The sequence below is a fragment of the Vibrio sp. R12-SW3-ISO1 genome (assembly GCF_059834005.1).
The window spans coordinates 1-12,946 of sequence record NZ_JCBDGK010000058.1; the positions used below are offsets into that span (position 1 = coordinate 1).

9 protein-coding genes, 1 tRNA gene and 2 rRNA genes are annotated in these 12,946 nt (G+C 50.2%); 4 read left to right on the plus strand and 8 right to left on the minus strand.

What is annotated here, in order from left to right; genetic code table 11:
- The 3 genes from AC6R0R_RS18860 to AC6R0R_RS18870 all read left to right on the plus strand — a co-directional run.
- Positions 1–1,524 (plus strand): 23S ribosomal RNA (locus AC6R0R_RS18860); the annotation flags it as partial.
- 85 nt (positions 1,525–1,609) lie between these two features.
- Positions 1,610–1,725 (plus strand): 5S ribosomal RNA (gene rrf / locus AC6R0R_RS18865).
- Positions 1,726–1,766: 41 nt separating this feature from the next.
- Positions 1,767–1,843 (plus strand) — tRNA-Asp (locus tag AC6R0R_RS18870).
- Between the two features lie 560 nt (positions 1,844–2,403).
- On the opposite strand, the gene AC6R0R_RS18875 is transcribed toward AC6R0R_RS18870, so the two are convergent.
- Positions 2,404–3,564: a GGDEF domain-containing protein gene (locus AC6R0R_RS18875; RefSeq protein WP_500627835.1), complete on the minus strand. Its 1,161-nt coding sequence runs from the start codon at positions 3,562–3,564 to the stop codon at positions 2,404–2,406.
- 144 nt (positions 3,565–3,708) lie between these two features.
- Positions 3,709–4,986 (minus strand): cation:proton antiporter, encoded by a 1,278-nt coding sequence (locus AC6R0R_RS18880; protein ID WP_500627836.1) that lies wholly within the window; start codon positions 4,984–4,986, stop codon positions 3,709–3,711.
- A 169-nt stretch (positions 4,987–5,155) separates the two neighbouring features.
- Here AC6R0R_RS18880 and metH point away from each other — a divergent pair, with 169 nt between their 5' ends.
- On the plus strand, positions 5,156–8,836 hold the full coding sequence (metH, locus tag AC6R0R_RS18885; RefSeq protein ID WP_500627837.1) for a methionine synthase: 3,681 nt from the start codon (positions 5,156–5,158) through the stop codon (positions 8,834–8,836).
- A 105-nt stretch (positions 8,837–8,941) separates the two neighbouring features.
- Here the strand turns inward: metH and mgtE are convergent, their stop codons facing one another.
- The 6 genes from mgtE to AC6R0R_RS18915 all read right to left on the minus strand — a co-directional run.
- Positions 8,942–10,297: a magnesium transporter gene (mgtE, locus tag AC6R0R_RS18890; RefSeq protein ID WP_500627838.1), complete on the minus strand. Its 1,356-nt coding sequence runs from the start codon at positions 10,295–10,297 to the stop codon at positions 8,942–8,944.
- A 181-nt stretch (positions 10,298–10,478) separates the two neighbouring features.
- Positions 10,479–10,757: an HPr family phosphocarrier protein gene (locus AC6R0R_RS18895; protein WP_334553456.1), complete on the minus strand. Its 279-nt coding sequence runs from the start codon at positions 10,755–10,757 to the stop codon at positions 10,479–10,481.
- Between the two features lie 4 nt (positions 10,758–10,761).
- Complete coding sequence (gene rapZ, locus AC6R0R_RS18900; RefSeq protein ID WP_500627839.1) at positions 10,762–11,625, minus strand: RNase adapter RapZ; 864 nt, start codon at positions 11,623–11,625, stop codon at positions 10,762–10,764.
- Entirely contained in the window at positions 11,625–12,071 is a 447-nt protein-coding gene (gene ptsN, locus AC6R0R_RS18905; protein ID WP_334553460.1) for a PTS IIA-like nitrogen regulatory protein PtsN, read from the minus strand. The genes rapZ and ptsN overlap by 1 nt, the downstream gene beginning before the upstream one ends.
- Positions 12,072–12,081: 10 nt before the next feature.
- Positions 12,082–12,369 carry a ribosome hibernation promoting factor gene (gene hpf, locus AC6R0R_RS18910; RefSeq protein ID WP_334553461.1) on the minus strand — a complete coding sequence of 96 codons (288 nt, stop codon included), beginning with the start codon at positions 12,367–12,369 and terminating at the stop codon, positions 12,082–12,084.
- 25 nt (positions 12,370–12,394) lie between these two features.
- Positions 12,395–12,946: RNA polymerase factor sigma-54 (locus AC6R0R_RS18915; RefSeq protein ID WP_500627840.1), on the minus strand; the 552-nt coding region annotated here is incomplete at its 5' end.

The window sequence follows — 12,946 nt, forward strand, 5'->3', positions numbered from 1 at the left end:
AAACGGGTTAATATTCCCGTACTTCAACTTATTGCGATGGGGGGACGGAGAAGGCTAGGTGGGCCTGGCGACGGTTGTCCAGGTTCAAGTGCGTAGGCTTGAGAGTTAGGTAAATCCGGCTCTCTCTAAGGCTGAGACACGATGTCGAGCGCCCAAGGGCGTGAAGTCATTGATGCCATGCTTCCAGGAAAAGCCTCTAAGCTTCAGATAAGTTGGAATCGTACCCCAAACCGACACAGGTGGTCGGGTAGAGAATACCAAGGCGCTTGAGAGAACTCGGGTGAAGGAACTAGGCAAAATGGTACCGTAACTTCGGGAGAAGGTACGCTCTTGACGGTGAAGTCCCTCGCGGATGGAGCTATTGAGAGTCGCAGATACCAGGTGGCTGCAACTGTTTATTAAAAACACAGCACTGTGCAAAATCGTAAGATGACGTATACGGTGTGACGCCTGCCCGGTGCCGGAAGGTTAATTGATGGGGTTAGACTTCGGTCGAAGCTCTTGATTGAAGCCCCGGTAAACGGCGGCCGTAACTATAACGGTCCTAAGGTAGCGAAATTCCTTGTCGGGTAAGTTCCGACCTGCACGAATGGCGTAATGATGGCCACGCTGTCTCCACCCGAGACTCAGTGAAATTGAAATCGCTGTGAAGATGCAGTGTACCCGCGGCTAGACGGAAAGACCCCGTGAACCTTTACTACAGCTTGGCACTGAACATTGAGCCTACATGTGTAGGATAGGTGGGAGGCTTTGAAGCAGGTACGCCAGTATCTGTGGAGCCGACCTTGAAATACCACCCTTGTATGTTTGATGTTCTAACTTAGCCCCGTTATCCGGGGTGAGGACAGTGCCTGGTGGGTAGTTTGACTGGGGCGGTCTCCTCCCAAAGAGTAACGGAGGAGCACGAAGGTGGGCTAATCACGGTTGGACATCGTGAGGTTAGTGCAATGGCATAAGCCCGCTTGACTGCGAGAATGACAATTCGAGCAGGTGCGAAAGCAGGTCATAGTGATCCGGTGGTTCTGAATGGAAGGGCCATCGCTCAACGGATAAAAGGTACTCCGGGGATAACAGGCTGATACCGCCCAAGAGTTCATATCGACGGCGGTGTTTGGCACCTCGATGTCGGCTCATCACATCCTGGGGCTGAAGTCGGTCCCAAGGGTATGGCTGTTCGCCATTTAAAGTGGTACGCGAGCTGGGTTTAGAACGTCGTGAGACAGTTCGGTCCCTATCTGCCGTGGGCGTTGGAAGATTGAAGGGGGCTGCTCCTAGTACGAGAGGACCGGAGTGGACGAACCTCTGGTGTTCGGGTTGTGTCGCCAGACGCATTGCCCGGTAGCTAAGTTCGGAATCGATAACCGCTGAAAGCATCTAAGCGGGAAGCGAGCCCTGAGATGAGTCTTCCCTGGCACTTTAAGTGCCCTTAAGGGTTGTTCGAGACTAGAACGTTGATAGGCAGGGTGTGTAAGCGCTGTGAGGCGTTGAGCTAACCTGTACTAATTGCCCGTGAGGCTTAACCATACAACACCCAAAGGGTTTTGATGGACTCAATGAAAGAACATTGAATGTGTAAGAACGTAAACAGCTTTCCGAATTAAAGAATTTGCTTGGCGACCATAGCGATTTGGACCCACCTGATTCCATGCCGAACTCAGAAGTGAAACGAATTAGCGCCGATGGTAGTGTGGGGCTTCCCCATGTGAGAGTAGGACATCGCCAGGCTTCAAATTATGGACACTTGCTTAGGTGAGTGATACCACTGCGGAGTGGTAGTTCAGTTGGTTAGAATACCGGCCTGTCACGCCGGGGGTCGCGGGTTCGAGTCCCGTCCACTCCGCCACTTATTAGAAAGCCTAGTCGAAAGACTGGGCTTTTTTACGTTTAACGCTCCCGAAAGTGCTGTGCACTTTTTCGCGGGCCGGAATGCCGGACCATCGAGTCCCGTCCACTCCGCCATTTATACTAAGCCTTAGTCGAAAGACTGGGCTTTTTTACGTTTAACGCTCCCGAAAGTGCTGTGCACTTTTTCGCGGGCCGGAATGCCGGACCATCGAGTCCCGTCCACTCCGCCATTTATACTAAGCCTTAGTCGAAAGACTGGGGCTTTTTTACGTTTAACGCTCCTGAAAGTGCTGTGCACTTTCTCGCGGGCCGGAATGCCGGACCATCTACTCTCCCCCGCTCAGCCAGCAACTCGTATCAAGCTGCACTACTACAGATAGAAAAGTAGGCTTCTTCGCATCAAGGCAATACAAATTGCCATCAACTCAGTGTTCTCGGCAGAGTCGAAGTCTCTAGTTTCTATGGGGCAGCTCCCGTTTCTGAATGTCACCTTTGTACAGACGGTATAGATGTGAAAAAGCCCTTCTATAGGCAGGGCTTCTCAACAAATGGTTGCGGTCACTGGGCAACAACTACTTGGTTTCGTCCACCATTTTTGGCTTCATAGAGGGCAACATCGGCATTGGAGAGTAGGTCATCCACCGAGTCACTGCGTTTGAGTTCTGCGACGCCAAAGCTCATGGTGCAATCAAGATGAACACTACTTACGATAGGATTCAGCGCCACCTTTTGCCTCAATAGTTCTGCTTGTTGAATCGCTTCTTCCGCTGTGTGCTTGGGTAACAGTAGCATAAACTCATCACCGCCAAAACGTATTGCCAAAACCGAGTCTGGTAGAGCGTGCTGCATAAGCTTGGCGACTTTCTCAATGGTTTTGTCTCCCACCAGATGCCCTAGCTCATCGTTAATCTGTTTGAAGTTATCGATATCGGTCATTATCACGCTAAGGGGCAGATGTTCCTCTTTCGATTGACGAACTAGAGAAGGCAGTAACGAGTCCATCGCTCGTCGGTTATAGATTCCTGTCAATGGATCCTTTTGTGACAACTGATGGATGGAGTCGAGCAATCTCGCATTGATGAGCCATAGCATGCTCAGGCTAATGGCAACCATTAATATGATGCAGAATAGGTAGGTCAGGGCATGAATCAGTCCAGAACTCATATAACTGCTAATTGTAGGCCCCAGCGCGGTATAGACGAGGCGAAACATCATAAAACTGCCATAGCTGACAAATGGGATCACCATCATGAGAAGAGGAAACTTGGCATCGTCCTTCTCGCCCTTAAGCAGTGCCCAAGCAGCGAAAAAACAGGAGGCGCTGAGGTAGGCGCTTAAGATAAGAATACGGGCGTTGATGGATGGTGTTACATAGGTAAAGAAAACAAACAGTAGACCTGCTAGCAGCAATGCCCCCTCTAACCATCGCACTCCTTTAGCGTGATAGGCGCGAATCGCGCAGATGCCTTTCACGGTAAAAAGAAAACCCAGCATGATGAGGGTATTGGCGAGCACTATGGTCAGCCACTCTGGTGCGGTTCCTCGAAAACCTAAAAACAGCGGCCCTAAGCCAATCATAAAGATGCCAGCGGCCAGTCGGTTTAGGCCTTGAACTTGTTTCTGCGAGGCTTGATAAAAGAACAAGCCTGAAGAATAGATAAAGGAGAAGACGATAACCGTGAAGTTAAGTGTGCGAATGTCTAAAGAGAGGTTTTCCATAACGTAGCCAAAGATGGGGGCGCCTATCGATGAGTTATAGTAGACATTTTGCTTGGCGATGGCTGCAATCGGATGTCATTTATCCGATACAGGTAGAAAAATGCCAGCGTATTTTGCTGGCATTGATGCACACTGCTGCGGGCACTAGGCCTGTTTCTCTGCCCGTTTGGCTTTCTCTATCATTGGGGTAATGGTAGAGCCTTGCACTAAGATGGAAAATACCACCACAGAGTAAGTCATAACCAAGATGATCTCTTTAACGTCAATGAGCTTATCTTGAATGACCCAAATGCCAGAGGGAATGGAGAGTGCCATGGCCAGCGCTAATCCACCTCTTAGGCCGCCCCAGGTAAGGATTTTAATGGACCAAGGGTTGTAGGTGCGATAGCGCTTAAACCCTACGTAAGAGAAAAACACGCTCAGATAACGCGAAAGCAAGACCAAAGGAACGGCGACCGCCATCATGATCCAGTCTTCTTGATGGAATTCAAACAGCAACATCGACATACCGATCAAAAGGAACAAGACCCCGTTAAGGAATTCATCGATCAGCTCCCAGAAATGGTCGAGGTGATCTTCACTCTCTTTTGAAAAGCCGATAAAGCGCGTCCAGTTACCGATCATGATTCCAGATACCACCATTGCTAACGGGCCCGACACATGCAAAATCTCGGCAAAGGCATAACCTGCAGTGGGAATGCCGATGGTCAGCAGCAGCTCCATAGAGTGATCGTCGGTCGCGCTGATAAGGTAGTGGAACAACAGCCCTAGGGCAAAGCCATACACAATGCCACCCATCGCTTCTTGTACGAACAGCAAGGTGACGCTGCCCAGTGTCGGCGTGTCGTGACCAAAAGCGATAGTGTAAAGAGTGACGAAAATGACCAAGCCGAAGCCGTCATTAAAAAGGGACTCTCCCTCAATTTGGGTCGAGATACGTTTGGGGGCATCGAGCTTTTTGACGATCGCTAACACGGCAATCGGGTCCGTCGGAGAGATCAGTGCCCCGAAGAGTAAGCAGTACACCAGATCAAACGGAATGTGCAGCCATTGGCAAAAAGCATAAAGACCAAATCCGATGAAGAACGTCGAAAACAGCGTGGCGCCCAAGGCTAAGACAGTGATCTCCCATTTTTGATCTTTAAGGTTGGGCAGTTTGATGCCCAATCCGCCAGCGAAGAGGAGAAAGCCGAGAATCCCTTTCAACAAAAAATCTTCGAAGTTGATGCTGGCGACCGTCTTTGACGCAATTTCTGTCAGTTGGAACCAATCATTTTGGCCTGCAACCAAAATGAGTAACGACAGCACCATAGAGCCCGCAGTGATGGCGATGGTGGTCTGCATTTTACCTATCTTGCTGTTTACAAAGGCAATCAGCATTGCAGCAGCCGATAAAAAGCAGAGTGTGTAGTAGACTGACATGAGCGTTCCAGTATGTAACAAATTATGAACAAGAATTTTGTTACTGACTTGTTCAAATAGCAAATGATTTTTACCCGTGGTGTGAGACGTATTTTTACCGTTTAGACGTCTAGACTCCTTTTTGATCTGTGATAGGATGGGGAAATAACGAAAGGAATGAGGCAGTACTGTGGGAAGTAATGTAAGGCAGCAAATCGAAGCGCAATTGCAACAACGGATACTTTTGATCGATGGTGGCATGGGCACCATGATCCAAGGTTACAAGCTCGAAGAGCAAGACTATCGTGGTACGCGTTTCGCCGATTGGCATTGTGATTTAAAAGGGAACAACGATCTGTTGGTGTTGACTCAGCCTACATTGATCAAAGAGATCCACAGCGCCTATTTAGAAGCCGGTGCGGATATTCTCGAAACCAATACCTTTAATGCCACCACGATTGCGATGGCCGACTACGACATGCAGAGTTTAAGCGAAGAGATTAACTTCGCAGCGGCCCAACTTGCACGTGAGGCGGCCGATGAATGGACGGCAAAAACGCCGGACAAACCTCGCTATGTCGCGGGCGTATTGGGCCCAACCAACCGCACCTGTTCCATCTCTCCTGATGTGAACGACCCAGGTTATCGCAACGTCAGCTTTGATCAGTTGGTCGAGGCGTACTCTGAGTCGACTCGCGCCCTAATCAAAGGCGGCAGCGATCTGATTCTTATCGAAACCATCTTTGACACCCTCAACGCCAAAGCGTGTGCGTTTGCCGTTGATAGCGTATTTGAAGAGCTCGGCATTACCCTGCCTGTGATGATTTCAGGGACGATTACCGATGCCTCTGGACGTACGCTCTCTGGTCAGACTACCGAAGCTTTTTACAACTCACTGCGTCACGTTAGACCGTTATCGTTTGGCTTGAACTGTGCACTTGGCCCTGATGAATTGCGTCCATACGTCGATGAACTCTCGCGTATTGCGGAGTCTTTTGTCTCGGCGCACCCAAACGCCGGTTTGCCGAATGCGTTTGGTGAGTATGACTTGTCGCCACAAGAGATGGCGCAACATGTTGAGGAGTGGGCGAAAAGCGGCTTTCTTAACTTAATTGGTGGCTGTTGTGGTACCACACCAGAGCATATTCGTGAAATGGCTCGTGTGGTCGATGGTGTAACACCGCGCGCGCTGCCAGAGCTCCCCGTCGCGTGCCGTTTGTCAGGGTTAGAGCCGCTCACTATTGAGAAAGAGACGCTATTTATTAACGTCGGCGAGCGAACTAACGTCACGGGCTCGGCACGATTCAAGCGTCTTATTAAAGAAGAGCAGTATGATGAAGCGCTGGAAGTGGCACGTCAGCAAGTGGAAAACGGCGCACAAATCATCGATATCAATATGGACGAAGGCATGCTTGATGCGCAGGCCTGTATGGTGCGCTTCCTTAACTTGTGCGCCTCTGAGCCTGAAATCTCCCGTGTGCCGATTATGGTCGACTCGTCGAAGTGGGAGGTGATTGAAGCGGGTCTGAAATGCATCCAAGGCAAAGGCATCGTTAACTCGATCTCGCTCAAAGAAGGCAAAGAGAAATTCATTGAGCAGGCCAAGCTGATCCGACGCTACGGCGCCGCTGTGATTGTGATGGCGTTTGATGAAGTGGGTCAGGCGGAGACGCGTGAACGCAAACTCCAAATCTGTACGAACGCGTATCGTATTTTGGTTGACGAAGTGGGCTTCCCACCGGAAGACATCATTTTTGACCCGAACATCTTCGCGGTGGCCACCGGTATTGAAGAGCACAACAACTACGCCGTCGATTTCATTGAAGCCGTAGCAGACATCAAACGCGATCTGCCGTATGCGATGATTTCAGGTGGCGTATCCAACGTGTCGTTCTCGTTTCGCGGTAATAACTATGTACGCGAAGCAATTCATGCGGTGTTCCTCTACCATTGTTTCAAGAACGGCATGGACATGGGCATCGTCAACGCCGGTCAGTTAGAAATTTACGACAACGTTCCAGACAAGCTGCGTGAAGCGGTAGAGGATGTGGTGCTTAACCGCCGCTCTGATGCCACCGAGCGCTTATTGGATATTGCCGGCGAATACGCCGAAAAAGGGGTCGGCAAAGAAGAGGATGCCTCAGCACTGGAATGGCGAACATGGCCTGTTGAAAAGCGTTTGGAACATGCGCTAGTGAAAGGCATCACCGAGTTTATTGTTGACGATACAGAAGAGGCGCGAATCAATGCGAGCAAGCCTCTTGAGGTCATCGAAGGGCCACTGATGGATGGCATGAACGTGGTTGGAGACCTGTTTGGTGAAGGGAAAATGTTCCTTCCTCAAGTGGTGAAATCCGCGCGTGTGATGAAGCAAGCCGTGGCTCACCTAGAGCCGTACATTAATGCAGAGAAACAAGCCGGCTCGACCAACGGTAAGATTCTGCTGGCGACCGTAAAAGGCGATGTTCACGACATAGGTAAAAACATCGTTGGTGTGGTGCTGCAGTGTAATAACTACGAAATTATCGACTTAGGTGTGATGGTGCCGTGCGAGCAAATCCTAAAAGTCGCAAAAGAAGAGAAGGTAGACATCATTGGTTTGTCTGGCCTGATCACCCCATCGTTGGACGAAATGGTGCATGTCGCCAAAGAAATGGAGCGCCTCAACTTCGATTTGCCACTCTTGATTGGTGGCGCGACCACATCGAAAGCGCATACCGCAGTGAAAATTGAGCAAAATTACTCACAACCTGTGGTGTATGTGAATAATGCCTCACGAGCGGTCGGGGTCTGTTCCTCACTGTTGTCTGAGACGTTAAAGCCAGCGTTTGTTGAAAAGCTGCAAGCGGACTACGACGTGGTGCGCGATCAACATAACCGTAAGAAACCCCGCACTAAGCCGGTAAGCTTAGAGCAGGCGCAAAGCAATAAAGTAGCAATTGATTGGCAAAGCTACACGCCTCCGGTTCCGGCGAAACCCGGTGTGCATGTGTTTGACGACTTTGATATTGCAACGCTGCGCCAATACATCGATTGGACGCCATTCTTTATGACGTGGTCCTTGGTCGGTAAATACCCGGCAATCTTTGACCATGAAGAGGTCGGTGAAGAGGCGAAACGCTTGTTCGAAGATGCCAACGCTCTGTTGGATCGCGTTGAAAAAGAGGGCTTGATGCAAGCCCGAGGCATGTGTGCCTTGTTCCCTGCGGCCAGCGTTGGCGATGACATTGAAGTGTACACCGATGAGTCGCGTAGCGAGGTGGCTAAAGTGTTGCACAACTTACGTCAACAAACGGAAAAGCCTAAAGGTTACAACTACTGTTTGTCGGATTACATCGCACCGAAATCATCCGGTAAGGCGGATTGGATTGGCGCGTTTGCGGTGACAGGGGGCATCAATGAGCGTGAGTTGGCCGATGAATACAAAGCGCAAGGGGATGATTACAACGCCATTATGATTCAGGCGGTGGCAGATCGTTTGGCCGAAGCCTTCGCCGAGTACCTGCATGAGCGGGTACGTAAAGAGATCTGGGGCTACGCGGCCGATGAGAACTTATCCAACGAGGAGTTGATTCGCGAGAAATACCAAGGCATTCGTCCTGCACCGGGCTATCCTGCGTGTCCTGAGCACACAGAGAAGGGCGCAATTTGGGAGCTGATGGACGTTGAAAACACGATAGGTATGACGCTGACGTCGAGCTATGCGATGTTCCCTGGCGCTTCTGTCTCAGGTTGGTACTTCTCTCACCCTGACTCGCGCTACTTTGCCGTTGCTCAAATCCAGCAGGATCAGGTGGAGAGCTATGCACAGCGCAAAGGTTGGGACATGTTGGAAGCGGAGAAGTGGCTTGGTCCCAATATCAATGGGTAATCTACTCTCTTAGCGCTTGCGCTGAGTGTCACTAACAAAAAGCGCGGCCCTTGGGTCGCGCTTTGTCTTTTTGAAATATCTGTTGAATATCTGGTGGCGGCTGAGCTAAACAAACAGCGTCGCTAAGCCTAAAAAGACCGACAGACCGATGACGTCGGTGACGGTGGTGAGCGCCATGCCGCCTGCTAATGCTGGGTCGATGTTCATTTTTTTCAGCAGCACAGGAATCATCACGCCAGCAACACCGGCAACAAACAGGTTGGTGAGCATGGCGGCAGAGATGATGCCTCCAAGCATCCAGTCGCCTTTCCAAGCAATCACGATCCCGCCGATGATCAATGCCCACAAAATGCCGTTAAGCAGACCGATGGCGGCTTCTTTCATTAATAGTTCACGTTTGTTGGCATCACCGATATGGCCCAATGCCAAGCCACGGATGACGAGCGCGACCGTCTGGTTGCCTGCTACGCCGCCCATTGAAGGCACAATGGTCATCAAGACGGCAATAGCGGCCATCTGCTCGAGAGTGGCTTCAAACATATTCGAGACAGAGGCCGCTGCAAGCGCCGCTAACACATTGGCCCCAAGCCAAATGCTGCGTTTACGGGCTGATTTGACCACGGGCGCAAAGGTATCTTCGTCGTCATCCATACCGGCCATGCTCATCATGGAGTGCTCGGCATCTTCTCGGATGACATCGACCACATCATCGATGGTAATACGCCCAACCAGATGTTTGTTCTCATCGATAACCGGCGCTGAGACCCAATTACGGCGCTCAAACAAGCTGGCGACGTCGGAGTCACTCATGGTCACTTCGATAGCCTCATCCGCATCTTCCATCACTTCGGCAACTTTGATGTCGGGCTGAGTCGTAATGAGCGTGGCAATGGGCAGTTCACCAATAAGGTGGTTCTCTTCATCAATGACATACAAGGCATCGGTCGCTTCAGGCAGCTCGCCTTTCATGCGCAGATAACGCAGCACGACATCCACATCGACATCACCACGAATGGTGATGACATCGGTATTCATTAGACCACCGGCTGAGTCCTCTGGGTAAGAGAGCGCGGTTTCAATGCGTAGACGCTCTGTCGAATCCATTTGGGACAGAACTTCTCTAGAGAGATCATCCGGTAGGCTTCGCAGTACGTAAGCGACATCGTCGGTGTCCATCCCTTCGGTGGCTTCGGCGAGCTTTTCTGGTGCCATTTTGGACACCAAGTCGTCTTTGACGTCTTCGTTGAGCTCGTCGAGGATTTCACCGTAATCTTCTGGATCGGTGAGTTGCCAAAGGACTTCACGGCTTTTACGAGGTGAGGCTTCTAGGAGATGAGCGATATCTTCGGGTTCCATGTCCTGCAATTGGCGACGGACATGGACGAAGCGGCCGTTTTCGAGCGCTTCAGATACTTCTTGCAGGGCTTGGTGAGCTTGATCGAATTCAATTTGCTCGGCCATGGATTCCCCCTGACTCTAATGGTTCACAATGGTTTGAATAGTAACTTAAATCTTACGTTAAGTAACCTCATGATACGACTTTGCCGAGGAGAAAAGTGCACCCACGTGATGAATGGAAGGCGAGTGGCGTTCTAAGGGGGGAATTAAAAGGTAGCGTGTGCGAGTGAGGGCCAAGTCGGCGCTATTCCTCTTCGTCGAACTTGTCTTCGATAAGCGAGCAGACCGCTTCTAAGGCGGGTGAGGCATCGCTGCCTTCTGCGCTGATCGTCACGTGTTCACCTTGAGCGGACTCAAGCATCAGTAGACCCATCACACTGTCTGCGGTGGCTTCTTTGCCTTCAGGGTTTTGGATGGTGAGCACGGCATCGAAGGATTGAGCAAGCTCGACCAGTTTGACGGCAGCACGAGCATGAAGGCCAAGTCGATTTTGAATGAGGACGGTTCTGCTCTCTTGCTGCATATGGCTATTCCTTATGATGTTTCTCTAGAGAGGTATGACGAATTTGGACCTGATGGCCCAGCTGAGCAAAGTACTCACCAATCTGCTGAGTGAGGTAGACTGAACGATGCTTCCCGCCGGTACAACCGATGGCTACGGTGAGGTAACTGCGATTATTTTTTTCAAGCAGTGGCAACCACTGCTCAATAAATCCTTGGATTTGTCGTTTTAACTCCAGCACCTCTTGATGCTGCTCTAAAAACGATTTGATTGGCGTATCGAGGCCAGTCAACGGCCGTAGCGACGGATCCCAATGTGGGTTAGGTAAAAAGCGTACATCGAATACGTAGTCGGCATCAGAAGGCAGGCCATATTTAAAACCAAACGACTGAAACACCATCACCAAATCTTTGCGTTCACGGCCTTCCACGCGCATGCGCACGGTTTCGCTCAGCTCATGCAATGATTGGCTGCTGCTGTCGATGATCAAGTCGGCTTGCTCTTTGAGCGGGGCGAGGAGGCATTTCTCTTTTTCGATCGCTTGCTCAAGGGAGGTATTGTGTTGGGTTAACGTCAGCGGGTGAATGCGGCGTGTTTCACTGTAGCGTTTGAGTAACGTTTCTTTGTTGGCATCGAGAAACAACACGCTGGCATCCGATGATTGCTTAAGTTTGGTCAGGATGTCTTCCAGTAGTGTTGGCTCTGAGGGCAGGTTGCGGATATCAATGCTGACTGCAACGCTCTGTTTGCTGGTCTGCACTCTCTGGATAAACACATCCAACAGATCCACCGGTAGATTGTCGACGCAATAGTATCCGAGGTCTTCTAAGACACGCAGTGCCACGCTTTTCCCGGCACCCGATTGACCGCTGACCACAATTAAGCGCATTACTGATTTACCATGATGTCGTAAAGTTCTTGATCAGACTGAGCTTTGCGCAGCTGTTTGAGGACCTGTTTGTCGTTGAGGCGTTCTGCCATACTCGAGAGGGTTTTCAAATGCTCTTTGCACTGCTCGTCAGGGACCAGAAGCGCAAACATCAGATCGACAGGGCGATTGTCGATGGAATCAAATTCGACCGGCGATTCGCATTGCAGTAAAACGGCAATCGCTTTGTCGCTCGATTGCATACGAGCATGGGGAATGGCAATTCCATTTCCTATGCCAGTACTGCCCATTTTTTCGCGGCTGAGCATACATTCGAATAATTCAGTGGAACTTTGGCCTGTTTTATCAGCCACAATTTCACTGATCATTTCTAGGGCTCGTTTTTTGCTGGTGCACTGAACTGCACTTTTCGTGCAGTCCAGTGTAAGGATTTCGCGTAGTTGCATGGTTATGGACTTAGTGGGTATTTAGCTTTTCTTTGTGCTTGTTCAATTGACGCACGAGTTTATCGACCAACGAATCGATCGCCGCGTACATGTTTTCTTCGTCTGAAGAGGCGTGAATGTCGCCTTGGTTTACGTGAAGGGTAGCTTCAGCGATCTGACGGACTTTTTCAACTCGAAGTACCACATGGACGTTGTTGATGTGATCGAAGAACCGCTCTAGCTTTTGAAACTTTTCGTTTACGTAGTCTTGCATTGCATCGGTGAGCTCGACGTGATGACCGGTAATATTAATTTGCATAGACTTTCCTTCTCGGTTGTTGGCCTTATAGCAGGCGTTTACGCTGACTCGACGGGGCGATCCCTAGAGATTCACGGTACTTAGCTATTGTCCGCCTTGCGACCTGAATTCCTTGGTCAGCGAGTAGTGCTGCAATCTTACTGTCACTAAGAGGTTTGGCGCTGTTTTCGGCAGCGACCAGCTTCTTAATGAGTGCTCGGATTGCAGTGGATGAGCACTCTCCGCCATTGTCGGTGCTGACATGGCTAGAGAAGAAATATTTCAACTCAAAAATGCCACGAGGGGTATGCATATACTTTTGTGTGGTAACCCGTGAGATGGTGGACTCGTGCATATCAACCGCTAATGCGACGTCGTTCAATACCATCGGCTTCATGGCTTCTTCGCCATACTCAAAGAAATCGTGTTGATGTTCAACAATACATTTTGCAACTTTGAGTAGCGTCTCATTTCTACTTTCTAAGCTTTTGATCAGCCATTTCGCCTCTTGCAAATTGGTGCGAATGTACTGGCTATCGGCACTGTTGCCTTTACCGAGCGCCGCGTACTGTTGGTTGACTTTCAAACGTGGCACAGA